Raw genomic sequence first — 25,792 nt, 5'->3', positions numbered from 1 at the left:
ACTGCAGCGCCTTGCCCTACCATCGGCTGGTCTGCCCGCCGACACCCACGACATTCCGATGACCCTGCCGCCGCTGTCCCATCTCGACCGGCTCGAAGCCGAAAGCATCCACATCCTGCGCGAAGTCGCCGCCGAGTTCCGGGCTCCGGTGATGCTGTATTCGGTGGGCAAGGACAGCTCGGTGCTGCTGCACCTGCTGCTCAAGGCGTTCGCGCCATCGCGGCCGCCGATCCCGCTGCTGCATATCGACACGCGCTGGAAGTTTCGCGAGATGATCGCCTTCCGCGACCGCCGCGCGGCCGAGACCGGCGTGGACCTGCGCGTGCACATCAACCCAGACGGCGTTGCGCAGGACGTTGGCCCGATCAGCCACGGTGCCGCCGTGCACACCGACATCATGAAGACCCAGGGCCTGAAGCAGGCGCTGGAGCAGGGCGGTTTCGATGCGGCGATCGGCGGGGCACGCCGGGACGAAGAGAAATCGCGCGCCAAGGAGCGTGTGTTTTCGTTTCGCACCGCGCGCCATCGCTGGGACCCGAAGAACCAGCGCCCGGAGTTGTGGAATCTCTACAACGCGCGCACCGGTCCGGGCGAGAGCGTGCGGGTGTTTCCGCTTTCCAACTGGACCGAGCTGGACATCTGGCTGTACATCTACCGCGAGAAGATTCCGGTGGTGCCGCTGTACTTCGCCGCCCCGCGCCCGGTGGTGGAGCGCGACGGTGCCTGGATCATGGTCGACGACGCACGCCTGCCGCTGCACCCGGGCGAAACCCCGCAATCGCGCTCGGTGCGCTTCCGCACGCTGGGCTGCTACCCGCTTACCGGCGCGATCGAGTCCAACGCCGACACGCTGGAAGCGGTCATCGCCGAAATGCTGGTGAGCACCAGCTCCGAGCGCCAGGGCCGCATGATCGACCACGCCCCGGGCGCATCGATGGAACAGAAGAAGCTTGAGGGGTATTTCTGATGGGCAGTGAATGGGGAATGGAGAATGGGGAATCGCAACAGCGGTTGCCGGAAGACGTCACGTTGGCGGAGAACGCTTTTGCGATTCCCGATTCCCGACTCCCAATTCCCGGCAGCATCGGTGCCTACCTCCAGCAACACGAATCCAAGCCGCTGCTGCGCTTCATCACCTGCGGCAGCGTGGACGACGGCAAGAGCACGCTGATCGGGCGGTTGCTGTACGACAGCAAGCGCCTGTTCGACGATCAGCTTGCCGCGCTGGAAAGCGATAGCCGACGGCATGGCACGCAGGGCGGGGGCATCGACTATGCACTGCTGATGGATGGGCTGGCGGCCGAACGCGAGCAGGGCATCACCATCGATGTGGCCTACCGCTATTTCGATACCGACCGGCGTAAATTCATCGTCGCCGATTGCCCAGGGCACGAGCAGTACACGCGCAACATGGCCACCGGCGCGTCGACTGCCGATGTGGCGGTGGTGCTGGTGGATGCACGCAAGGGCCTGCTGACGCAGACCCGCAGGCATAGCTACATCGTCTCGTTGCTGGGCATCCGGCATGTCGTGCTGGCGGTCAACAAGATGGACCTGGTGGACTACGACGCGCAGGTGTTCGCCGACATTGCGGAAGGCTACGCCGCGCTCGCCGCGCAGCTGGGCATCGCCCAGGTGCAGTGCATTCCGCTGTCGGCGCTGGCGGGCGAAAATCTGTCCAGCGCTTCGACGCAGATGCCGTGGTACAGCGGCCCGCACCTGCTGCAGCACCTGGACACGGTGCAGTTGGAGCCGCCGGACGCCGGTAGCGGCCTGCGCCTGCCGGTGCAATGGGTCAACCGCCCCAACGCGCAGTTCCGTGGCTATGCGGGCACGATTGCGGCCGGCCAGGTGCGCGCGGGCGACGCGGTGGTGGTGGTGCCGTCCGGGCGCCGCACGCAGGTGGCGAGCGTGCGCGGTGCCAACGGCGAGGTCGACAGCGCACGCGCCGGCCAGGCAGTGACGCTGACCTTGCGCGATGAGATCGACGTCAGCCGTGGGGACATCATTGCCGCCATCGACGACCCGCCGGAGGTGGCCGACCAGTTCGCCGCGCATCTGCTGTGGATGGACGATGCGGCGTTGCTGCCTGGCCGCCCGTACTGGCTCAAGATCGGCACCCGCACGGTGACCGTGAGCGTCAGCGAAATCAAGCACAAGGTCGATGTGAACACGCAGGAGCGACTGGCCGCCAAACGGCTGGAGCTCAACGAGGTGGGTTACTGCAACCTGGCACTGGACGAACCGATCGCGTTCTCGCCTTACGCGCGCAACCGCGTGCTCGGCGGGTTCATCCTGATCGACCGCCAAAGCAATGCCACCGTGGCCGCCGGCACGCTGGAATTTGCGTTGCGTCGCGCCGGTAACGTGCACTGGCAGCATCTGGACGTGGATCGCAGCGCACGCGCGCGCATCAAGGGCCAGGCGCCACGCGTGTTGTGGTTCACCGGGCTCTCGGGTGCCGGCAAGTCAACTGTCGCCAACCTGGTCGACAAGCGTCTGCACGCGCTGGGCTACCACACCTTCATCCTGGACGGCGACAACGTGCGGCACGGGCTCAACCGCGACCTGGGCTTCACCGACGAAGACCGCGTGGAAAACATCCGGCGCGTGGCCGAAGTGGCGCGCCTAATGGCCGATGCCGGCCTGATCGTGCTGGTGAGTTTCATTTCCCCGTTCCGGGCCGAGCGGCAACTGGCGCGCGAGCGCTTCGAGCAGGGCGAGTTCGTCGAGGTCTTCGTGGACGTGCCGCTGGCGGTTGCCGAGGCACGCGATGTGAAAGGGCTGTACCGCAAGGCGCGCGCCGGGCAGATTCCCAATTTCACCGGGATCGATTCGCCGTACGAGGCCCCCCAGAACCCGGAGATCCATCTTCACGCCGATGGTGAGAATGTAGAGGCGCTGGCGCACCATGTGCTCGAATATCTTGGGCTGGAACGCTAGGCGCGGCGAATACGGCAGGGCCGGCGGTCGTCAGGCAACGCGGCGCGTGTGCGCAGCGGCGGTGTATGACCCCATACATGCGGCTGCTGCATACCGGTGGCGTCGGTCTGACGCATGCGCAGCCAGGCCATGGTCGCGCTGACCAGCGCATCGTGCCGAGGACAGCAAGGGTCTTTGGTCATGGTGCAAAGCGCGCCCTTTCTGTCAATTCATGGCGGCTAGGTCGGTAAACTTTCGACGTACCCTGCCAGGATGTTCTGATGCTTGTTCTGCCCAGCGCGCGCGTTTGCGCCGCGCTCTTGTTGGCCGCTGTGCTGGCCGGTTGCAGCCGTCAGGCCAGTACGCCGGCCGCCGCCAAACCCATTCCGGTCTCGGTGCAGGCGGTGGCCACCCAACCCTGGAACTCGACTGTGCAGTCGATCGCCACCGTGCGTGCGCGCGAATCGGTGGCGCTCACCGCTGCGGTCAGCGATGTGGTGGAGCAGGTGTATTTCGACAGCGGCGACGAGGTCAAGGCCGGGCAATTGCTACTGCGTCTGCGCGGCAATTCGCAGCAGGCGGCATTGACCGCCGCGCAGGCCACCTTCGAAGAAACCGACCAGTTATACCGCCGCCAGTTGAGTCTGGTTGGCCAGCAGCTGGTGGCCAAGTCCACCGTGGACACGCAACGCGCGCTGCGCGATGCCGCGCAGGCGCGCGTGCAGCAGATGCGTGCGGAAATCATCGACCGCGAGGTGCGCGCGCCGTTTTCCGGCGTGCTGGGCATCCGCCAGATCAGCCCTGGCTCGCTGATCACCTCCAGCACGGTGATCGCCACGCTGGACGATGTGGCGCGCATGTACGTGGATTTCCAGGTGCCGGAATCGCAGTTCGGCCTGGTGCAACTCGGTAATGCGGTGAGCGGCAGCGCGGCGGCGTATCCGGGCGCGCAGTTCCAGGGCGAGGTGGTGACGATCGATTCGCGGATCGATGAAACCACGCGCTCGGTGACGGTGCGCGCGGATTTCCCCAACGACGATCGCCGGCTGCGTCCGGGCATGCTGCTGGATGTGCGGCTGTTCCAGCCGGCGCGGCAGGCGGTGGTGATCCCGGAAATCGCGGTGGTGCAGGTGGGGCGCGAATCGTACGTGTTCCGGGTCAAGCCCGACAGCACCGTGGAGCGTGCCGATGTGCGGCTGGGCGAGCGCCGCGATGGCAAGGTGGAAATTCTCGAAGGCATCAAGGCCGGTGAGCGCATCGTGGTCGATGGCACTGGCAAGCTGCGCCCGGGCCTGAAGGTTGCCGATCAGGCGGCGCCCGCAGCGCCACGCCCGCAGGCGGCCGCACAATGAAACTCTCCGACCTGTCGATCACCCGCCCGGTGATGGCGGTGGTGATGAGCTTGCTGCTGATCGTGCTGGGGGTGATGTCGTTCACCCGCCTTACCTTGCGCGAACTGCCGGCGATCGACCCGCCCATCGTCTCGGTGGATGTGGAATACACCGGCGCTTCTGCCGCAGTGGTGGAAAGCCGCATCACCCAGGTGCTGGAAGACGCGCTGGCCGGCATCGAGGGTATCTCTACCATCGAGGCGCGCAGCCGCAATGGTTCTTCGGACATCAGCATCGAGTTCGTGCAATCGCGCGATGTGGAAGCCGCTGCCAACGACGTGCGCGATGCGGTCAGCCGGGTGTCCGACCGCATGCCCGACCAGGCGCGTCCACCGGAGATTTCCAAGGTCGAGGCCGACGCCGACCCCATCCTGTGGCTCAACATGAGCTCCAGCACGATGGACACGCTGCAGCTGTCCGACTACGCCGAGCGCTATGTGGTCGACCGCTTCTCCAGCCTGGATGGCGTGGCGCAAGTGCGCATTGGCGGGCGCCAGCGCTATGCGATGCGTATCTGGCTGGACCGCGACCAACTGGCCGCGCGCGCGCTCACCGTGGCCGATGTGGAAGCCGCGCTGCAGAACGAGAACGTGGAATTGCCGGCCGGCAGCATCGAATCGGCGCAGCGCGACTTCACCCTGCGCGTGGAGCGCAGTTATCTCAAGCCGGAGGATTTTGCCAAGCTGCCGCTGAGCAAAGGCGACGATGGCTACGTCGTGCGGCTGGGCGACGTGGCCAAGGTGGAACTCACCTCGGCCGAGCGACGCGCCTATTTCCAGAGCAATGGCGTGCCCAACGTGGGGCTGGGCATCGTGCGCAACTCCACCGCCAATGCGCTAGATGTGGCGCGCGAAGCGCGTGCGCAGGCCGAAGAAGTGCAGAAGTCGCTCCCGAAGGGCACCAACATCTTCGTCGCCTTCGATACCACCACCTTCATCGATGCGGCGGTGGAGCGCGTCTATCACACGCTGGTGGAAGCGGTGGTGCTGGTGCTGGTGGTGATCTGGGTGTTCCTGGGCAGCGCGCGCGCCGCGCTGATTCCTGCGGTGACGGTGCCGGTGTGCCTGATTGCCGCGTTCATTGCGCTGTACGCGTTCGACTTTTCGATCAACCTGCTCACCCTGCTGGCCTTGGTGTTGTGTATCGGCCTGGTGGTGGACGATGCCATCGTGGTGGTGGAAAACATCCAGCGCCGGATCGATCTGGGCGAACCGCCGCTGGTGGCGGCCAAGCGCGGCACCGGGCAGGTGGCGTTCGCGGTGATTGCGACCACGGCCGTGCTGGTGGCGGTGTTCCTGCCGGTCGGTTTTCTGGAAGGCAATACCGGGCGGCTGTTCCGCGAACTGGCGGTGGCGCTGGCGGCGGCAGTGGCGATCTCGGCCTTCGTGGCGCTGACGCTGACGCCGATGATGTCGTCCAAGTTGTTGCGCGCGCACGGGCAGGCCAAGCCCAATCGCTTCCATCAATGGTTCGATGGGCGCATGCAGGCTGTATCCGGTGCGTATGGGCGCTCGCTGGAGCGGCATGTGCACCGCACCTGGATCTTTGCGCTGCTGATGCTGTTGGCGCTGGGCGCCAGCGCATGGCTGATGGGCCGCATTCCCTCCGAACTGGCGCCGGCCGAAGACCGCGGCAATTTCCAGATCATGATCGACGGCCCGGAAGGCGCCGGCTTCGATTACACGGTGGGGCAGATGCATCAGGTGGAAGACATCCTGCGCCCCTTCGTGGGGCCGGACAAACCCATCGTGCGCGCCAATCCGCGCGTGCCCGGCGGCTTTGGCAGCAGCGAGGAAATGCACACCGGCCGAGTCAGCGTGTTCTTGCAGGACTGGGAAAAGCGCACCCGCCCCACCACCGAAGTGGCCGATGAGGTGCAGCAGAAACTCAATGTGCTCAGCGGCGTGCGTGCGCGCACGCAGGTGAGCGGCGGGCTGGTGCGTAGCCGTGGCCAGCCGTTCCAGCTGGTGCTGGGCGGGCCGGATTACGCGGAGATCGCGCAGTGGCGCGACCGCATTTTGCAGCGCATGGAAGCCAACCCCGGCCTGGTCGGCCCCGACTCGGATTACAAGGAGACCCGCCCGCAGATGCGCGTCAATATCGACCGCCTGCGCGCGGCCGATCTGGGCGTGCCGGTCACTGCCATCGGCGGCGCGCTGGAAGCATTGATGGGCTCGCGCCGCGTCACCACCTTCGTCGACAACGGCGAGGAATACGACGTGATGCTGCAGGCCGGGCGCGAAGGCCGCATGGCGCCGGAAGACCTCACCGCCATTCGCGTGCGTTCCAACCGTGGCGAGCTGATCCCGCTCTCCAACCTGGTGACCTTGAGCGAAGTGGCCGAAGCCGGCACCTTGAACCGTTTCAATCGCCTGCGTGCGATCACGATCACCGCCGGCCTGGCACCGGGCTACCCGCTTGGCGATGCCATTGCCTGGGCGCAGCAGGCCGCGCAGGAGGAACTTCCCGAATATGCGCAGGTGGACTGGAAAGGCGAATCGCGCGAGTACCAGCAATCGGGCAGTGCGGTGTTGCTGACCTTCGGCATGGCGCTGCTGGTGGTGTATCTGGTGCTGGCCGCGCAATTCGAAAGCTTCGCGCACCCGTTGGTGATCATGCTCACCGTGCCGTTGGCGGTGCTGGGCGCGCTGGTGGGGCTGTGGCTGACCGGCGGCACGCTCAACCTGTTCAGTCAGATCGGCATCGTGATGCTGGTAGGACTGGCGGCCAAGAACGGCATCCTGATCGTGGAATTCGCCAACCAGTTGCGCGATGAGGGGCGCAGCGTGCATGCGGCCATCGTGGAGTCGGCATCGGTGCGTCTGCGCCCGATCCTGATGACCTCGATTGCCACGGTGGTCGGCGCGATCCCGCTGGTGGTGGCCGGCGGACCTGGCTCGGCCAGCCGCGCCACCATCGGCGTGGTGGTGATCTTCGGCGTCTCGCTGTCCACGTTGTTGTCGCTGTACGTGGTGCCGGCGTTCTACAGCCTGATCGCGCCGTTTACCAAGTCGCCCGAAGCGGTGGCACGCCAGCTGGAAACCCTGGAAGCGCAGACGCCGTCCGTGGGTGGGCATGCGTGAACGAGGCCGGTGGCGCAACGGCTGCCGGCGTTCGCCGATGCGGAAGGGGGCGCAAGACCATCGACGCCCTGGGCCGGCGTGTGCAGTCGTCCAGCTGAGCGCCCGGCGCCGCTGCGCGAGACGTTGCAGGCGGCGGCTATGTGCGCGCTGCGATCCGTCTCATACGGCTGTGCCTGGTAGGTCGGCGCTGTGAGCCCTCCTCACGCCGCCCGGCTGAAATAGGCGCGTGTCGTAGCCGATGTCGTAGGCGCGGCGTGGGTGCGAGCCGGTCGCCAACCAATGGCCCATGACAGTCATGGATGGATATGGTGCACTTCGACGATTGCCATCCCCGGAGTTGTCGATGCGTCGTCTTGCCTGTTTGCTTGCTCCTTCTCTTCTCGCGTTGTGCTGCGGCAATGCGCTGGCGCAGTCGTCCGGCGAGCCGGTTCCCAATGGCCGTCTGCCGACCTGGGCAGTACCGGAGCGCTATAGCCTCGCGCTCAAGATCGACCCGGAGCAGACCCAATTCAGCGGCCGCACCACCATTCGCGTGCAGCTCAAGCAGGCGTCCGACCATCTCTGGCTGCACGGCAAGGAGTTGAAGGTCAGCAAGGTCACCGTCAAGCCGGCTAAGGGCAAAGGCAAGGCGCTGACTGCACGCTATGTGGAAGCCGATGCGCAAGCCGGCGTGGCGCGGCTGGATTTCGGCCGCACGCTCACACCGCAGACGCTTACCGTGGAGATCGCCTACAGCGCGCCGCTCAACCAGCAGCTGCAGGGCCTGTACCAGGTGAAATACCAGGGCAAGGCGTATGCGATGACGCAAATGGAGCCGATCAGTGCGCGCTATGCGTTCCCGGGTTTCGACGAGCCGGCGTTCAAGACGCCGTTCGACATCAGCCTGACCGTGCCCAGCAATGACCAGGCGCTGGCCAACACCATCGCGACCTCGACCAAGCCGGCCGGCAAGGGCTGGAAGACGGTGACCTTCGCCCCGACCGTGCCGCTGCCGACCTATCTGGTCGCCTACGCCGCCGGCCCGTGGGACGTGGTGGATGTGGCGCCGATGCCGGCCACCCCGCAGCGCCCCAACGCCACGCCGTTGCGCGGCATTGCCGCCAAGGGCCAGGGCCCGCGCATCACCCCGGCGCTGGACCAGACCCCGGCCATCATCGCCGCGCTGGAGGACTACTACGCCTTCGGTTATCCGTTCGACAAGCTCGATCTGGTCGCTGCACCGGACTTCAGCGCCGGCGCAATGGAAAACCCGGGGTTTGTCACCTTCCGCGATTGGCTGCTGTTGCTGGACAAGGATTCGCCAGCCGAGAACGTGCAGCGCTCCTTCAACGTCAATGCGCACGAACTGGCGCATCAGTGGACCGGCGACACCGTGACCATGGCGTGGTGGGACGACCTGTGGCTCAACGAAGCCTTCGCCACCTGGATGCAGCAGAAGATCACCATGCAGCTGCATCCGGAATACCACGCCAACCTGGACCGCATCGGCGGCGCGCAGCATGCGATGGAGAACGACAGCCTGGTGAGCGCACGCAAGATTCGCCAGCCGATCACCGGCAATGGCGATATCGAAACCGCGTTCGACGGCATTACCTACCAGAAGGGTGCGGCAGTGCTGGCAATGTTCGAGGCCTTCGTTGGCGAAGACGTGTTCCGCGAGGGCATGCGCGCGTATATCGCCAAGCATCAGTTCGGTAACGCGACTGCCGACGACCTGGTCGATGCGATCGCAGAAGCGGCCGGCAAGGGCGATGATTTCAAGGCCGCATTTCGCAGCTTCCTCAACCAGCCGGGCGTGCCGTATCTGCAGACCCAGGTGGCCCGCGAAGGCGGCAAGACCGTGGTCAAACTGCAGCAGCAACGTTACCTGCCGCTGGGCTCCACCGGCTCTGCGGCGCAACAGTGGGGCGTGCCGGTGTGCGTGAAGTACGGCAAGGGCAAGAACCAGGTCGGTACCGCCTGCCAGTTGCTCGAAAACGGCAGCGGCAGCATCGTGCTGGAGGGCGCCGGCAAGAACACCTGGGTGTTCCCGAATGCGCGTGGCGCCGGCTATTACCGTTTCTCGCTGCCCAAGAAGCAATTGGCGGCGCTGGGCAAGCAGGTCGGCCAGCTGGACGATAACGAACAGCTCGCCTACGCCGATGCGATCAATGCGGCGTACCGGCATGGCGATGCCGACAACGCGGCCGTGCTGGCAGCGCTCGCGCAGTTGGCGCCGTCGGCATCGGCCGACGTGTCCACCGCGCTGCTGGAACGCTTCGTGTGGATCTGGCGTTACCAGGCCACCACCGAGGCCCAGCGCGGCGCCTTGCGCAAGGCGGCCGAACAGGCGTACCTGCCGCGTCTGCGTGCGCTGGGTTATACGCGGCGCAGCGGTGAGTCGATCGACGACACCGCCCTGCGCACGTCGCTGGCCAGTGTGTTCGCCTTGCGTCTGCAGAATGCAGAGGTACGCAAGGCCCTGCTGGCGCAAGGCGATGCGGTGCTGGCCGGCGGCAATGGTGCGCTGGATTTTTCCGCCGCCAACCCTGACCTGCTCGGCACCGTGCTGGCAGTGACTGTCCAGGAACGCGGCGCACCGGCGGTGCAGAGGCTGATCGATGCACTGCGCACGCACGCCGACCCAGCCCAGCGCAACGCCATGATCGCCGCGCTGGGTGCGGTGCAGGACCCGGCGCTGCTGAAGCAGGTGCGCGATTTCGCGCTGACCGACGCGATCAAGGTGGGCGAGATGAAGAGCCTGCTGATGCGCGGGCACAGCGATGAGCGCTCGCATGATTCGATGTGGGCCTGGTTCACTGCCAACTTCGACCGCATCGTGCAACGCAGTGGCTCGTTCGATGGTGGCGGGTTGCCGGCGCTGGGTGCTTCCGGTGGCTGCAGTGTGGACGAGGCCGACCGCCTGGATGCGTTCTTCAAGCCGCGCCTGGCCAAGCTCAGTGGTGCGGACCGCGGCCTGGCGCAGACCGGCGAGACCATCCGCCTGTGCGCTGCACTGAAACAGGCGCAGATCGCCCAGCGCTGAGTTGCGGCGTGCGGCCAGTGTGCGCAGTATCGCGGGAGTCGATGCTGCGCATGCCATGACCAACGCAATGGACCAATCGCTGATGGTGCACGGGGAAGGCTTCGTGCTGCGCCGCTGGCGCCGGGACGACCTGGATGCCTTGGTGCGGCATGCCAACGACCCGCTGGTGCCGCGCGGATTGAGCGAGCGATTCCCTCACCCCTATACCCGTGCCGATGGCGAAGCCTTCCTGGCCGGACGGGTTGTCGATTTGCGCGACCCGGTGCTGGCCATCGAGATCGATGGCCAGGCCTGCGGCACGATCGCAGTGCGCCCAGGACAGGGCGAACGTCGCTACTCGGCCGAGCTGGGGTATTGGCTCGGTCGCAGCTATTGGGGCCGCGGCTGGATGACCCGGATCGTGGGCACGTATGTCGCCTGGGCGATGCAGACGCCACCGCTGTATCGGGTGCAGGCCACCGTGCTCGATAGCAATCCTGCATCGGCCGCGGTGTTGCTGCGCAATGGCTTTGTCGAAGAAGGCGTCAGCCGCTGTGCGCTGCTCAAGCCGGATGGGCTGCACGATCTGCGGGTGTTCGCACGGGTGGATCCAACTGCTGCGCTTTGCGGGCCCGTGTGCGCGTCCAACCCTGCGTGATCGCACGCGCATGATTGCCAGCTGCAGGACGGGGAAATGCCCGCCGCAGGAGGTGCGCAGATCCTGCTGGCCTCCGGGTCGCGTCAACGCCCCCCTGCAGGCGGCACGACGTTCAACATGCCTCAGCGCGGCCGCGTGTATGGACCATCGCGCCAGTGGCTTACCATCGTCGTCACTGCTTGTGCGGCAGCGGCCCTGCCGGTGCTGCAACCTGATCGACGCGCAGACGGCGAACGGCCGGACACAGCCGTTGCGCACTGCACGCAACACGAACTTCTGGATCCGACAATGACACAGCATGATGGACGCGGCGGACGGCCGCCAAGCGATGGCGGCTCCGGCCCCTCGCACAACCCCTGGGGCCGCGCCGCGCCGCGCACACCTGCACCGCGCAGCGCCGCACCCCGCGCTGCAGCGCAGCACACTCCTGCTGCCACCCCACCTGCCGCTGCAGCGAATAGCAACGCGCGTGAGGTGCGGCTGTACGGCATCAACGCCGTGCAGGCCGTGTTCCAGGCGCGTCCGCAGGCGCTGCGCAAGCTGTACCTGAGCGAGGCGCGCATTCCGCAGTTCAAGGCGCTGCTGGCGTGGTGCGTGACCCAGCGCATCGGCTATCGCGTGGTGGAAGAGGCCGACCTGAGCAAGCTCGCCGCCAGTGCACACCATGAGGGCGTGGTGGCCGAGGTGCTGCGCGTCGCCCCGCAACCCTTGCAGGAATGGCTGCCTGCGTTGCCGCAGGGCCCGGTGCTGGCGCTGTGGCTGGACGGGGTGGGCAACCCGCATAACTTCGGGGCGATATTGCGCTCGTCGGCGCACTTCGGTGTGGCCGGTCTGTTGTTGCCGGCCAGTTCCACGTTGGGCCTGTCGGGCGCGGCGGCACGCGTGGCAGAAGGCGGCGCCGAAGCGGTACCGCTGGTGCAACTGCCCGACACTGCAACGGCGATGACGCAGCTGCGCCAGGCCGGCTTTGCGATTGCCGCCACACTCGTCGACGGTGGCCAGGACGTCTTCTCCGCCGCGTTGCCGCAGCGTCTGGTGTACGTGATGGGCGCAGAAAGCGACGGCATGGACCGCGCATTTGCGCGCGATTGCGATCTGCGGTTGTCGATCCGCGGCAGCGGCAAGGTGGAAAGTCTCAATGTCGCCTCGGCCACTGCGGTCTTCCAGGCCGCCTGGCACGCGCGCGTGCTCACCGGAGAACACTGATGCTGCGTTTTTGTGCGTTGTTGCTTGCGACCGGTTGCCTGCTCGGTGCGAATGCGTTTGCCGCCACGCCGGCGGCACCTCCCCAGATGCGCACCGATCATGGTGCGGTGCGTGGCCAATGGCAGGACGATGGCAGTGCGGTTTTCCGCGCGATCCCCTTCGCTGCGCCGCCACTGGGCGCGCTGCGCTGGCGCCCGCCGCAGCCGATTGCCGCATGGACGCAGGTGCGCGACGCCACTCAGGCTGCCACGCCGTGCGTGCAGCCGGCGCTGGGCTGGAACAACGCCATGGCCAAGCGCGGCACCGAAGATTGCCTCTATGTCGAAGTGCAGACACCGCAGCTGCATCCGGCCAGGCCGCTGCCGGTATTCGTGTGGATCCACGGTGGCGCGAACGTGGCGGGCGGCGCCGATGGACATCTGCCCACCAACCTGGTGGCGCAGGGCATGCTGGTGGTGACGCTGCAATACCGGCTGGGCGCATTGGGGTTCCTGTCGTTGCCGGAGCTGGCCGATGGCGACAACGAAGCCGCCGGCAACTACGCCTTGCTCGACCAGATCGCTGCCTTGCAATGGGTGCGCGACAACATCGCGCAGTTCGGCGGCGACCCCGCGCGGGTGACCATCGCCGGGCAGTCGGCCGGCGGCCAGGACGTGGGCTTGCTGATGCTCAGCCCGCTCGCACGCGGCCTGTTCTCGGCAGCCATCGAACAGAGCGGCACTGCCGGCTTCGGCCTGCCGGCGCGCAGCCTGGAAGACAATCGCGCGCTGGGCGTGCGCATTGCCGAACGCGCCGGCATCGACGAGCCGGCCACACGGCTGGCGCAACTACGCGCGTTGCCGGCCGACCGACTGCTCAAGGCGGCCCAGGGTGTGGATGTGCCGGCCTTGGATGACAACGGCTATATCTGGTTGCAGGCGGTCGTCGACGGGCGCGTGCTGCCGCGTGCGCCGGCCGAGCTGCTGGCTGCCGGCGCGCAGGCAAAGGTGCCGCTGTTGATCGGTTACGTGGTGCAGGAACTGCGCTATGGCGGTGAGGAAGGCGCCGAGAAGCGGGTGCGCCGCGACTATCCCGACCACGCCAAGACCATCCTGCAAACGCATCGCGCCGCCATTGCGCAGCGCGCCGAACGGCAAGGCAATGCGTCCATGCAGTTGTCCACCGATCTCACCTTCCGTTGCCCGGCGGTGACCGTGGCGCAACGCCAGGCTGCGTTGGGCGTGCCGGTGTGGCATTACGTGTTCGATACCGCCGTGCCCGGCGGGCAGGTGACGCATAGCGCCGAGTTGCCGTTCCTGTTCAAGAACCTGCCGATCGGCCAGCCGCCGGTGTCCCTGCAGCGCTATTGGGCCGCGTTCGTGCAGCATGGCAATCCGAATGCAAAGGGTCTGCCGGCCTGGCCGGCATTTGCGCCGACGCATGCGGGGCTGCAGTTCGATGCGCATGGCGTGCAACCCATCAAGGACGCGCGCCCGGCGGTGTGTGTGGGCGTGGATTTGCCATAACGCCATCCGTGGTGCGAAACGCGCGCACCGCTGCGGTGCGCGCGTGTGATGCCATGCCCAAGCGCCTGCACGCCTGCGCGTACCGCGAAGCGGTCGCGCGAAGGTGCGTGAGGCACTTCGTCTTGGGATGGCGGCCGTTACTTTCTCTGCAGCCTGATCGCCGCGCCGCCATTTGCCGCCAAGTTCAGCTGCAAGGTGTCGTTGCGGGTGAGTGTGCGGGTGTCGATGCGCACGTCCGTCGGCGCCTGGCCATCGGCGTGGATGGTGGCTGTCCAATTGCCCTTGCCCAAGAACGATAGCGGCACCTCCATCGTGCGCGCCTGCTCGTTGGTCATTGCACCCACATACCAGTCCTTGCCGCTACGCCGCGCCAGCGCGATGTGCTCGCCGATGGCGCCATCCAGCGCGCGCGTCTCGTCCCAGCTTGCCGGCACATCACGCAAGAACTGCGCGGCAGGTACGTTTTCGTATTGCTCGGGACTGTCGGCAACCACCGCAAACGGACTCTCGTAGACCACGTACATCGCCAACTGCTGCGCGCGTGTGGTCATCACCTGCGGCCCGACGTGTTGTGGCTTGAACTCGGCCGGGCGGACATTGCGGAAGCCGCCAGGCGTGTAATCCATCGGCCCGAGCAACATGCGCGTAAACGGCAGGGTGAGGTTGTGGGTTGCGGTGATGCGCGCGCTCCACTTGTTGTACTCGGCACCAAGCACGCCCTCCTGGGTGAGATAGTTCGGATAGGTGCGGGTCAGCCCGGTCGGGTGATACGCACCGTGCAGATCCACCAGCAGCCTGTGCTCGGCAGCCTTGCTCAGAAGACGATGATAGAAGTCCACCATCTGCTGGTCGTCGCGGTCCATGAAATCGACCTTGATGCCCTTGATGCCCAGCTGCTGGTACCAGGTGAGCGCTTGGTCCATGTGCGCATCGAGTGCGCGCCAATGCGCCCACAGCCACAAGCCGACATCGCGCTTGCGTGCGTAGTTCACCAAGCCAGGCAGATCGAGTTGCTCGACCGGGCGGAGAATGTCTGTATCGGCGTTGTACTGGCCATCGCCGGTGCTGCCGTAATACCAGCCGTCGTCGATCAGCATGTATTGCAGCTTCAACTGCTGCGCATGGTCGATATAACGCTGGATGGTGGCGGTATTCATGCCCGGGTTCGCCACCCCGCTGGCCAGACTGCCCGACCACCAATCCCACGCCGATTTGCCCGCGCGCACCCAACTCGCATCGAAGGCAGGCGGCGGATTCAGCGCGGAAATCAGGTTGGATTCGATCAGGCTTGCGGGGTTGTCGGCCAGCATGATGACGCGCCACGGCGTGGCGAAATCGCGGCCCTTTGCATCGATGCTGACCGCTACCGTGGGGTCGTCCAGGCGCGGCGACAGTTTTGCCGACACGCCCAGGCCGCCATCGGAACGACCGGTGAGATACATCCCGGCGTAATCGCGCAGATTCGCTTCGCCGATCGCAAGCGTGGTGCCGCCGGCGTCGGTCTGGCATACCAGCGGCAACTCGATCAAATTGTGGGCACGCAATTTGGATGCGGCGATGGCATCGTATTCGCCCTCGTGACTGGTTCCGAAGCGGCCCAGATTCAAGTTCCAACAGCGGTAATCGTGCGGGAACGCGAAGCTGGTGAGTTCGTCGCGAATGCGCACCTGGCCCGCATCCGGCAGGACGTAACGCAGTGCAACGCCGTCGTCATACGCACGCAGTTCGATGCCGAGCTTGCGATGTTGCGTATCGGTCAGTTGCACGCGCAGTGCTCGATAGTGGTCGCGTGCCTGTCGCGTCTTTCCGACCGGCAAGGTGAAGCGGCTGTCGTGCAGTTCGGTCGTGCTGCTTTGCAGCGTCATGTCACGGCCGAGCTTGTTGCCTCGGCCCAGATCCAGCCCGAGCGGTGCATCGCCGAGCACCAACGTGTTGCGATACAGCACGCGATAGCTGGGCACGCCATCGGCGCGCAGCGTGAATTCCACTTGCGTGCGTGCATCGGGCGATTGCACGCGCAAGCTCTGTGCTGCAGCGGGTGCAGCGATCAAACACAGCAATGCACATGCCGCCGGGATTGCGGACTGGATCAGGTTTCGCATGATTCCCTCCTCCTGGGATTGCCAACCCTAACCCAGAAAGGTTGTTGTCGATATCCAGCTGGGGTAACGTTACCTCGCACCATGGCCGCTGAAACAGGGGCGGCAGCCACGGGCGGCATCACGGAGGTCATGACGCAGAACGTCTGCACGACGGGTTGCCGATTGCATCGAAGCGGTGTGCACCGTTGTGTGGCAGTAGAGCTTGGGAGAGGCCTCTAATGCTGATGGTTCGCAGGGCGTTCCGCCGCGGAGCGCTGTGGTTGTTGTGTGCTTGCATGGGTTGGACTGCAGTGGAGGCAGCGCCAGCCGACGATCCGCCCGGTCCGTATGACGTGCGCGTGCTTGCCGGTGGCGTTGCGCTGACCAAGAAACTCGCCGCCCAGACGCCGTGGTTGTCTGCCGATGCGGACTGGAGCGTCTTCGGATGGGTGCGCCCATCACGTTCGATCACAGGTACCGCATTGATAGCGGGCATCGGCGATCCGCAAGGGGCCGGCCGCTACTTCGTGATCGATGGCGGCACGCTTGGTTTTGCGCAGGGCGCCGACAATGTTCTGCGCAGTACGCAGGCCTTGCGTGCAGACAGCTGGACGCAGGTGGCCGCAGTTGCCCAGGGCGAACGCCTGACCCTGTACGCCAACGGCCGCAAGGTCGCCAGCGGTCGTGTGCAGCGGGCGGCCGTCGCGCCGACGCTGGTGTTCGGTCCACACCAGCAAGCTGCGGCGTATACGCAGCACTTCGGCGGCGATATCGCGGGCTTTACCGCACAGGCGGGCGCGCTGGATGCACAGGCCATTGCACGGCTCGCCGCAAACGCGCCGGATCCGGCGCTGCAACGGTTCGAAGACGCATCGCCAGGCTGGCGCGTGCAGACCAAGCAGATGGCCGGCCAGCTTGCGCCGCAGCCGGCTGCAACGCTGCCGCGCAGTAGCGCCGCGTTCTCGGCGCCGGTTGCACAGCCAGTCCCGGATGCGCCTGCGCTGCAATCGCTGGATGCCGCATCCTGGCGTGTGGGGGCATGGCAACTGGCCGCAGCACCCGAGCTTGGTCAAGCGACCGGCGCCACGCTGTCGCGCCGCGATGACACGACCGGCAACGCGGCGTGGCGTGTGGCGACCGTGCCGGGCACCGTGCTCACCACGCTGGTCGACCGTGGCGTGTATCCGGATCCGGACATCGGCCTCAACAACATGGCCATTCCCGAAGCGCTGAGCCGTCAGGACTGGTGGTACCGCAGCAGTTTCGACCTGCCTGCCGCCGCGCAAGGCAAGCGTCTGGAGCTGTTGTTCAACGGCATCAACTACGCAGGCGACATCTGGGTCAACGGCGTGCAGGTCGGGCACACCCGCGGCGCATTCGCGCGCGGTCGTTTCGATGTCAGCAAGCAGCTCACGCCAGGTCGCAACGTCATTGCGGTACGGGTATCGCCGCCACCGCATCCGGGCATTGCGCACGAACAATCGATGAGTGCAGGCGTCGGCGAAAACGGCGGCATGCAGGCCTTGGATGGTCCGACCTTCATCGCCAGCGAGGGGTGGGACTGGATTCCCGCAGTGCGCGACCGCAATGCCGGTCTGTGGCAGGACGTGCAGTTGCACGCCAGCGGACCGCTCGCACTTGGCGACATCCAGGTGGTGACCGCGCGCTTGGCGCCGGACCATCGACGCGCCGAACTGGAAATCAACGTGCCGCTGCGCAACGACACGCCTGCCGCAGTGCAGGGCAGCGTGCAGTTGGCCTTCGGCGATGTGACCATCCAGCGCCAGGTCACGGTGCCGGCCGGCGGCAGTACGCTGAAGTTCACCGCAGGCGATACGCCGCAGTTGCGCCTTCTCAACCCGCGGCTGTGGTGGCCTAACGGCTACGGCGAGCCTGCGCTGTACACGCTGCAAGTGGGCGTCGATGTGGCAGGCGCGCGCTCGGATGCGCAGCAGCTGCGCTTCGGTATTCGCGAGGTGACTTACGAACTTTCGTTATTCGACGACGATGGCGCATTGCGCCGTGTGCTGGTCGATCTCAACCAGGCCCGCCAGCGTGGCGAACGCATCGTCGATGTACGCCATGCGGCGATTCGGCCGGTACCCGGTGGTAACGCGCAGTCGCTGTATCCCGGTGCGCTGGGCTCGCCGGCAGTGCAACAGCTGGACGATTCCACGCTGGCCCCGCATCTGGTCATTCGCATCAACGGTGTGCGCATTGCGGTGAAGGGCGGTAACTGGGGCATGGACGATTGGCGCAAGCGCGTTTCGCGTGAGCGGCTGGAGCCGTACTTCCGCCTGCAGCGCGATGCGCACTTCAATGTGGTGCGCAACTGGGTCGGGCAGAACACCGAAGCAAGCTTCTTCGAGCTGGCCGACGAATACGGCATGTTGGTGCTCAACGATTTCTGGCAGTCCACGCAGAACTACAACATGGAACCGGCCGACGCGGCGTTGTTCCTGGACAACGCGGCCGAGGTGATCAAGCGCTTCCGCAATCATCCGTCCATCGTGTTGTGGTTCGGGCGCAACGAAGGCGTGCCGGCCCCCATCCTGAATGAAGGCCTGGACAAGCTGGTCGCCGAACTCGACGGCACGCGCTGGTACACCGGCAGTTCCAACGAGATCAATTTGCAGGGCAGTGGGCCGTACAACTATCGCGAGCCGGTGGCGTACTTCAACAAGTTGGCGCAGGGTTTCTCGGTGGAGGTAGGCACGCCATCGTTCTCCACGCTGGAGTCGTTCAAGGCTTCAGTACCGGCAGTTGACGACCAATGGCCGATCAGCGATGCCTGGGCGTACCACGACTGGCATCAGTCCGGTAACGGCGATACCACGAGTTTCATGCGCACGCTGACCGACAAGCTGGGCGCACCGACCAGCCTGGCCGATTTCGAGCGCAAGGCGCAGCTGCTCAATTACGAAACCCACCGCGCCATCTTCGAAGGCTTCAACGCGCAGTTGTGGAGCAAGAATAGCGGTCGCCTGCTGTGGATGAGCCATCCGGCGTGGCCGAGCAACATGTGGCAGGTGTATAGCCATGACTACGACACCCACGCCGCGTATTACGGCGTGCGCAACGCCGCCGAGACGCTGCATGTGCAGATGAATCTGCCCGGGCATGAGGTGGTGGTGGTCAACAATGCTTCCACTGCGGTGCGTGGATTGCGTGTACGTGCACAGGTGTACGCCAACGACGGCAGGCTGCTGCAACAGCGCGAACAGGCACTGGATGCCGCGGCGGTGGCGGTGTCGGCACCCGTGCTGCAGTTGGCACCGTTGCTGAAGGACACCAACGGGTTGGGCTTTGTGCGGCTGCAGTTGCTCGATCGCGATGCAGTGGTGCGCTCGCGCAACTTCTACTGGGTGGCGCGCGATGCGGTGGCGATGCGTGGGCTGGAGGCGCTCGCAAAGGTGCCGTTACAGCTCACCACGCAAGTGCAGCAGGGCAACGAGGAGGCCGTGCTGCGCGCCACCGTCCGCAACCCGTCGCAGCAGGTGGCCCTCAATACCAAGCTGACCCTGGTGGATGGACAAGGCCAGCGCATCCTGCCGGCCTATTACAGCGACAACTACCTCAGCCTGGTGCCAGGCGAAGAGCGCGTGGTGGAAATTCGCGGCCCGTCCGCTGCCACCTTGCGCAACGCCACGCTGCAATTGCGTGGCTGGAATGCCGAACCATCCACAGGCGTTGCCAACGGTTCTCCGTAGCGAGGTCTGCGTGTTGCCGCGCCGTGTCGTGCACGGCGCTTGCACTGACGCACCGCCTGGTGCCGTCAGCCAATACCGCATTGCCGTGCCGGCAATGTCAGTCGAACCGGTCGTGGAGTGTCGTCATCCCTGGGAGGGGACCATGAACAAACTGCATTCGAATACCCGCCACACCCCATTGGCGGCCGCACTCGCGGCTGCGCTCACCCTGCTTGCCGGCGGCGCAAGCGCACAGGACACCGCCACCACTGCAGGCGTCACCGAACTGGACAAGGTAATGGTCAAGGGCGTGCGCGGCGCGCAGGCCGAGGCCATCGAGAACAAGCGCAGCGCCGCGCAGATCATCGATTCGATTTCTGCCGAAGACATCGGCAAATTGCCCGACGTCACCATCACCGATTCCCTGCAGCGCGTGCCTGGCGTGCAGATCCGGCGCTCGGCCGGCGAAGGTTCGCAGCTCAATATCCGTGGCATGCCGCAGGTGCAGACCACCATGAACGGTGAGCTGTACTTGAGTGCCGGTGGCGGCGATCAGTATGGCCAGCCGAACATCGGCCGCGCGCAGCCGGATTTCGTGGATATTCCGCCCACGTTGTTCAGTGGCGTGGATGTGATCAAGTCGCCTACTGCCGCCGATCTGGATGGCGGCATCAGCGGCACCGTCTCGCTGAAGACGCGGCGTCCGTTCGATCTGCCGGAAGGCTGGACTTTCAGCGGTCAGGCCGAAGGCTCGTACGGCGACCGCGTGCAGAAAGCCAACGCGTTGTATTCGGGATTGGCCAGTTTCCGTACCGCGCGTTGGGGCGCGTTGCTGGCGGTGTCGTATTCGGATGCCACGCTGGAAAACAAGCACCCCAGCGTGTATTCCAACGGCGCGCAGAAATCCACCGAACAGAATGTCGGCTTCGACTTCAACGGCGATGGACGTATCGGCAACAACACCGATCCGGGCAACCTGCCGCGTGACTATTTCTACAATTGGGTCGCCACCGAGCTGGATAACCGCAGCACCGATCGCCAGCGCACCGGCCTCAACGGCTCGTTCCAGTTCAACATCAACGATGCGTGGACGGTGCTGGCGGACGCGGCCTACACCAAGCTGGAAGACCACGACACCTCGGTAGCCGCGCAATTGCATACCGGTTGGGCGACCAATCAGTTGCAGCCGGGGTCGGTCGTCGATCCCAATGGCGTGCTGGAGTACGGCAATTTTCGCTACAACCGCTTCCAGGCGCACTCGATGGCCGGGGTGGCTGATTCGGATGCGCTCAACACCAATCTGGAATTGCGCTACGACGACGGCGGGCCGTTCCGTGCTTCGTTCCGCTGGGTGCATGGCGATGCGCAGCGCACCTACGACGAAGCGCGTGCCGATGCAGCGGTGACTCGCGGCGACCAGATTCCACGTGCCGGCGGCGTGACCCAGTGGGCCAACGTCAATGGCCTGCCCACGGTGGATGCATCAGTGGATTTCCGCGGCACCTATCCGGCGGTCAACCTTGCGACCGATGTGTCCAATCCAGACAACTGGCAGCTGATGTCCACCTGGGCGCAGGGCAACAAGATCGAGGCAAAGATGGACGCGTTCCGCGCCGATGGCACTTTCGAGTTCGACGAGGGCGTTGTGCGCGGCTTCCAGTTCGGTATTCGCTATGGCGAACGCGATTTCAAGCTCGATACCTATCGGTATCTGTCGCCGGTGTCGTCCAGCTGCGCCGATCCGAACCGTTCGCTGTACTACTACAAGGATCCGCTGATCGTGGATACCTGCAGCGGCGTGTCCGAGGCGCGCTTGCTGCCGTTCAATTCGATTCCCGGTTATTGGGCGTATTTCAACGACTTCGATCCGCTCAAGGTCACCGGCCTGGGTAGCCAGGGTCTGCCTGCAATCAACCCGCAGGCGATGAAGGACCCGGTTGCTTATCTCAACAGCCTGTATCCGGGCAACGTGGCGTATCAGCAGGCAGCCGATTCCTACCAGGTCACCGAAAAAACCAGCTCGGCCTATTTCATGGCCAACCTGGAAGGCGGTACCGGCACGCGCGTGCCGTGGACAGCCAACATCGGTGCACGCATCGTGCAGACCAAGCTGGCGATCGACCAGTACCTGAGCAGCGGCAATGTCTATATCGGCAATGTCGAATGGAATGGCGTCAGCCCTGCGATCGGTACCAACCGTCTGAATCGCCAGTACACCGATGTGCTGCCCAGCGCGAATCTGTCGCTGGACATCACCGACGCGCAGAAGCTGCGTTTCGCCTACAACAAGGCGGTTGCGCGTCAGGACCTGCCCGATCTGGGCCGTGGTCTGGTGAGCTTCTACGCGGTGAATGGCACACCGCCGCGTAACCCGTCGCTGCCATCGGATGCGGTGCTGTTCCTCAATGGCCGTTCGGGCAATCCGGATCTGGATCCGTACCGCGCCACCAACTACAACGCCTCGTGGGAATGGTATTTCGCCGACGCCTCGTTGATCAGCGTGGGTGCGTTCCTGATCGATGTGAAGTCGTTTCCCACCACCGTCACCAATATCGAGCCCTTGCCCGATGCCGATGGCGTCGTGCGCGCGGGTGGTCCGGTCGAGCGCATCGTCAATGGCGGCGGCGGCAAGATCAAGGGCTTCGAAATCGGCTACCAGCAGGCCTTCGATTTCCTGCCGGGCTGGCTGAGCGGCTTCGGGACCAACATCAACTACACCTTCTCCGATGCCGATACCGACAACACCGATATCGACGGCAACACGCTGCCGATCGGCGACAACTCCAAGCACCAGGCCAACGCGGTGCTGTGGTATCAGAAGGACAAGCTGCAGGCGCGCGTAGCCTACAACTGGCGCAGCAAGCGCTTCAGCCAGGTCAACAGTTCTGCATGGGGTGACGAGCTGGCGATCTGGAACGATGACGTCGGTTACCTGGACGCATCGTTGAGCTACGACGTCAACGATCACCTGACCTTGTACGCCCAGGCCACCAACCTGACCGGCGAAAGCGAACGCCGTTACGCGCAGTGGACCAATCACTACTTCGACCAGAACATCTTCGAACGTCGCTACTACGCGGGTCTGCGTTTGCGCTTTTGATGCCATGCACTGATGCAAGACGCTGCTGTGCGGCATGGTGTACGCGCGCCGTGCCGCACATGCGGTTCTCCTCGTTCCTCTCCAAGCGGTCATTGCGCGCTCTTCCCGTCGCCGTTTGATACGGCGCTGCAGTACGTTCGGCGGCGACGTCGAATACCCTCCCATTCGGCTACATCGTCGGGAAGCGATGTGGCCGTTTTTTTGTGTGATTGCGTGGGCGTCTGCGCACTCATGCCGTTGCGTTGCCGAGCGTATCCTCGGTCGACTTGCCGCGGATGGAGTAGTGCCGTTCGGCCGCCGTTTTTCAACGGGGCGCTTGCGAACTTTTTAGTCTCAAAACGATGCGGAACCGAGATGCACCGGGCCGTCGATGGATCTGTGCACATGCGCAAGTTTCTGCCGTTGCATGGTCTGTCGACCCAGCGTAACGTCCGCCTGGCGAGCCCAACCATTACGCCTCGCGCCCAAGTAACTGTCGATCATTGATCCGTCAAATCCCCCGAAAGGGCAATCCGTCCTTGCAGCAGGATGTCGCTCATGAAGATACTTTTTTCGATCAAGCACATGCTGGCCTCTCGGAAGAGTCTCAAGTCCTACGCCTGGTATATCTGGTACTGACAGTCGTTCGAAGAAAGATCCTGTCGTTCGTGGTACCGGTGGCTGCGCCACGTGGGCGCAGCCTTCGCCGTGATGTGGTGTCTGTAGCATCTTGCCCGCGCGAGGCGTCGCGTTTGCCGGACGCGGGCAAAACGGGATAGGAGAGACGCATGCCCGGATCCAGCGCCGACGCGTTTGCCAGGGCGACGGTGTTCGCACCGCGCTTGCAGGCGCTGTTGGACGAGTACGTCGGCAAGGAAGTGTTTCGACTGGATGCGGAGACCGTGGGCGTCGCGGGCCCGGTGCTGACGCACCGATTGCTTGACGCGCGCGCAGCAACCGAGGTGGAGCGGCCCACCTTTAAACCGCTGCATGGGCGTTCAATCCCGCGCACCGATGCTTCAAAACTGATGCAGGCCATCGGGCGCGATGTACGCGAAGCGTTGAAGCGTCCTGTGTCGGCAGAACTGGATTTATCCGGACCATGGCCACACGTTGGTCACGTCTATCTACGTGATCTTTTGTTGGCCGGGGACCCGCTGCGATTGCGTCTGTTGATGGATCGTATTCTAGAGCTGACGCCTAAGTTGACCTGGGCTGTCATCGCTGCCGGTGCTGCAATATCGCTCAAGCCGCAGCACAACGCCTCGGCCCTGGCCACGTTGACCGCAGCAGCCGGCAGCTACGACGAGCGCCGCTACGCCATGGGCCTGTACCGACGCACGGCAGCACCGGTGTGCTTCACCATTTCGACACTGGTGGCCAATGCGCTATGGCTGGGATCCCCCTTCGACCCGGCGGTGTCCAGCCGTCATATCGTCTACGAATCGCTGCGGCTGCTGCCGCCATCATGGAACATTCTGCGTCACGCATCGCCGGAATATCCTGCGCTCGATGGCCGCATCGGCAGCCACGACGATGTACTGGTACTGCCATTGCTGAGTCACCGCGATCCAGCGCTTTGGGAGGCGCCGGAGGCATTCCGGCCAGAGCGCTGGGATCACCTCGATCCGGACAATCACCCTGGCTATTTGCCGTTTGGGCACGCGTCCGAGCGCTGTTGGGGGCGTCACATGGTGATGCCACTGGCTGAGCGCTTGTTGGATGCGCTGCGCAGCCAGGGCTTGGCTGCTGACCCCAAGCAACGCAAGGCGGTGGTTCCGTTGACGGGCCTGCTGGGCGTTGCACAGGTCGATGTCGTGCGTCATTAGCCAATCGCTCGCCTGGTCGCTGCGCGCTGTGGCGCTATGTCTTCGGCGGTCCTGCCGTCGAGCCGCGCTTGACCAGCGTGTACTTCATCACCTGATGCACGCCGGGTGCGGTGTCGCCCTTGCGGCGTTGACGGACCGCGTCGGCCAGCAGTGACACAGCAGCGCGCCCCATCGCGGTGACGGGTTGATGCACGGTGGTGAGTTCTGGCCAGATGGTGGTGGCCACCGGCGTATCGTCGAAGCCGGCGATGGAGACATCTTCGGGCACGCGCAAGCCCAGTCCGTGTGCGACCGCCACCGCTGCGGCCGCCATGTCGTCGTTGCTGCAGAAGATCGCGGTGGGTGGTTGCGGCTGCGCCAACAGGCTGCGCGCGGCGAGTAACCCGGAGTGATAGGTGAACAGGCCCTCGGCGATCAAACCCTCTGCGACCGACACGCCGGCAGCGTGCAGGCTGTCGAGATAGCCATTGGCGCGCAGCGCGCTCGGGGTGTGTTTCGGGTCGCCTTTGATCAACGCGATGCGACGATGCCCGAGCTCGATCAGGTGGTCGACGATGGCGCGTGCAGCCTGGTAGTCGTCGATCCGCACCGAGCTGATTTGCGCCATCGGTGCGCCGCTGGCCACCGCCACGACCGGAATGCCGCGCGCATCGAGTTCGGTGATGGTCTGGCGCGAGTCGCACAGCGGCGGCGGCAGGATCACCCCATCGACCCCGGCTGCGAGCAGACGCTCGGTGGCCGCACGCTGGCTGCGGATGGCACCGCACTTTTCCACCATGACCTGGCTGCCGGTGAGGCTGCTTTGCTCGAGCAGGCCGAGCATGAATTGATTGAGATATGCCGCGCTCGGGTTGCTATACAGCACGCCGATACGCAGCAGCCCGCTGGTGCGCAACGAACGGCCGGCCAGATTGGGCCGGTAGCCCAATGCCTGTACCGAGGCCTCCACGCGCGCGCGCATCGCTTCGCCCACATGCGGGTGACGGTTGATCACACGCGAAGCGGTCATCGGCGAGACGCCGGCGTGTTTGGCGACATCCAACAACGTCGCCGCATTGTTCGCACTGCGTTGCCGCTTGGCCACCATTGTGTGTGCTCATCCTGGAGTAAGAGCGACTGCGCGCGCTACCGGTTCGACGTGTAAAGCGACCACGGAAAGCAACCGACCAATCACCTTGTTCAGTACCGGCGAAGGCTGCAGGTCGCGCGGAAGACACCGCGCGCAGTGGCAGCCGCTTCATCGCAACTGCGCACTCGCCAGACGAACGCGCCGATTTGCGCAAGCAGCAGCGCCAGGCATTGTGCAATTCCTGCATGCGCCTGGCGCACGAAGATCGGCGAAGCA

The 25,792-nt window shown here is 65.0% G+C and carries 15 protein-coding genes; 12 read left to right on the top strand and 3 right to left on the bottom strand.

Features of this window, described 5'->3' with window-relative positions:
- The first annotated feature begins 58 nt into the window (after positions 1 to 58).
- Together cysD and cysN are read left to right on the top strand one after the other, a co-directional pair.
- Positions 59 to 967: a sulfate adenylyltransferase subunit CysD gene (gene cysD / locus FLG15_RS16410; protein WP_057677734.1), complete on the top strand. Its 909-nt coding sequence runs from the start codon at positions 59 to 61 to the stop codon at positions 965 to 967.
- A gap of 17 nt (positions 968 to 984) precedes the next feature.
- Entirely contained in the window at positions 985 to 2,943 is a 1,959-nt protein-coding gene (gene cysN, locus FLG15_RS16405) for a sulfate adenylyltransferase subunit CysN (protein ID WP_370512605.1), read from the top strand.
- Here cysN and FLG15_RS16400 read toward each other — a convergent pair.
- Positions 2,940 to 3,125: a hypothetical protein gene (locus FLG15_RS16400; RefSeq protein ID WP_082341365.1), complete on the bottom strand. Its 186-nt coding sequence runs from the start codon at positions 3,123 to 3,125 to the stop codon at positions 2,940 to 2,942. The two genes, cysN and FLG15_RS16400, sit on opposite strands and share 4 nt — an antisense overlap.
- A gap of 78 nt (positions 3,126 to 3,203) precedes the next feature.
- Between FLG15_RS16400 and FLG15_RS16395 the strand changes: the two genes are divergently transcribed.
- The 6 genes from FLG15_RS16395 (at position 3,204) to FLG15_RS16370 (ending at position 13,769) form a co-directional block, all read left to right on the top strand.
- Positions 3,204 to 4,274 (top strand): efflux RND transporter periplasmic adaptor subunit, encoded by a 1,071-nt coding sequence (locus FLG15_RS16395; RefSeq protein ID WP_150146818.1) that lies wholly within the window; start codon positions 3,204 to 3,206, stop codon positions 4,272 to 4,274.
- Positions 4,271 to 7,396, top strand: a complete 3,126-nt coding sequence (locus tag FLG15_RS16390; RefSeq protein ID WP_057677737.1) for an efflux RND transporter permease subunit — start codon at positions 4,271 to 4,273, stop codon at positions 7,394 to 7,396. Before FLG15_RS16395 ends, FLG15_RS16390 begins: the two co-directional genes overlap by 4 nt.
- 343 nt (positions 7,397 to 7,739) lie before the next feature.
- Positions 7,740 to 10,421 carry a M1 family metallopeptidase gene (locus FLG15_RS16385; RefSeq protein ID WP_057677738.1) on the top strand — a complete coding sequence of 894 codons (2,682 nt, stop codon included), beginning with the start codon at positions 7,740 to 7,742 and terminating at the stop codon, positions 10,419 to 10,421.
- Between the two features lie 67 nt (positions 10,422 to 10,488).
- On the top strand, positions 10,489 to 11,058 hold the full coding sequence (locus FLG15_RS16380) for a GNAT family N-acetyltransferase (protein ID WP_057677747.1): 570 nt from the start codon (positions 10,489 to 10,491) through the stop codon (positions 11,056 to 11,058).
- A 288-nt stretch (positions 11,059 to 11,346) separates the two neighbouring features.
- Complete coding sequence (locus tag FLG15_RS16375; RefSeq protein ID WP_150146816.1) at positions 11,347 to 12,264, top strand: TrmH family RNA methyltransferase; 918 nt, start codon at positions 11,347 to 11,349, stop codon at positions 12,262 to 12,264.
- Positions 12,264 to 13,769 carry a carboxylesterase/lipase family protein gene (locus FLG15_RS16370; protein WP_150146813.1) on the top strand — a complete coding sequence of 502 codons (1,506 nt, stop codon included), beginning with the start codon at positions 12,264 to 12,266 and terminating at the stop codon, positions 13,767 to 13,769. The genes FLG15_RS16375 and FLG15_RS16370 overlap by 1 nt, the downstream gene beginning before the upstream one ends.
- A 137-nt stretch (positions 13,770 to 13,906) precedes the next feature.
- Here FLG15_RS16370 and FLG15_RS16365 read toward each other — a convergent pair whose 3' ends face one another.
- Positions 13,907 to 15,871 carry a glycoside hydrolase family 97 protein gene (locus tag FLG15_RS16365; protein WP_057677741.1) on the bottom strand — a complete coding sequence of 655 codons (1,965 nt, stop codon included), beginning with the start codon at positions 15,869 to 15,871 and terminating at the stop codon, positions 13,907 to 13,909.
- 218 nt (positions 15,872 to 16,089) lie between these two features.
- Here FLG15_RS16365 and FLG15_RS16360 point away from each other — a divergent pair, with 218 nt between their 5' ends.
- The 4 genes from FLG15_RS16360 (at position 16,090) to FLG15_RS16350 (ending at position 24,447) form a co-directional block, all read left to right on the top strand.
- Positions 16,090 to 19,560: a glycoside hydrolase family 2 gene (locus tag FLG15_RS16360; RefSeq protein ID WP_057677742.1), complete on the top strand. Its 3,471-nt coding sequence runs from the start codon at positions 16,090 to 16,092 to the stop codon at positions 19,558 to 19,560.
- 142 nt (positions 19,561 to 19,702) lie between these two features.
- Positions 19,703 to 22,639 (top strand): TonB-dependent receptor, encoded by a 2,937-nt coding sequence (locus FLG15_RS16355; protein WP_057677743.1) that lies wholly within the window; start codon positions 19,703 to 19,705, stop codon positions 22,637 to 22,639.
- A gap of 528 nt (positions 22,640 to 23,167) precedes the next feature.
- The gene (locus FLG15_RS23555; RefSeq protein WP_017155454.1) at positions 23,168 to 23,257 is read left to right on the top strand and encodes a tryptorubin family RiPP precursor; all 90 of its coding nucleotides are present in this window, start codon (positions 23,168 to 23,170) and stop codon (positions 23,255 to 23,257) included.
- A gap of 149 nt (positions 23,258 to 23,406) precedes the next feature.
- Positions 23,407 to 24,447, top strand: a complete 1,041-nt coding sequence (locus FLG15_RS16350) for a cytochrome P450 (RefSeq protein ID WP_057677744.1) — start codon at positions 23,407 to 23,409, stop codon at positions 24,445 to 24,447.
- A gap of 34 nt (positions 24,448 to 24,481) precedes the next feature.
- On the opposite strand, the gene FLG15_RS16345 is transcribed toward FLG15_RS16350, so the two are convergent.
- Positions 24,482 to 25,534 carry a LacI family DNA-binding transcriptional regulator gene (locus tag FLG15_RS16345; RefSeq protein WP_150146810.1) on the bottom strand — a complete coding sequence of 351 codons (1,053 nt, stop codon included), beginning with the start codon at positions 25,532 to 25,534 and terminating at the stop codon, positions 24,482 to 24,484.
- Positions 25,535 to 25,792: the final 258 nt, after the last annotated feature.

It is taken from the genome of Xanthomonas phaseoli pv. dieffenbachiae, from assembly GCF_008639345.1.
GTDB lineage: Bacteria > Pseudomonadota > Gammaproteobacteria > Xanthomonadales > Xanthomonadaceae > Xanthomonas > Xanthomonas phaseoli.
The sequence above is the reverse complement of the archived record's forward strand: the minus strand, read 5'-3'. Positions and strand labels throughout refer to the sequence as shown.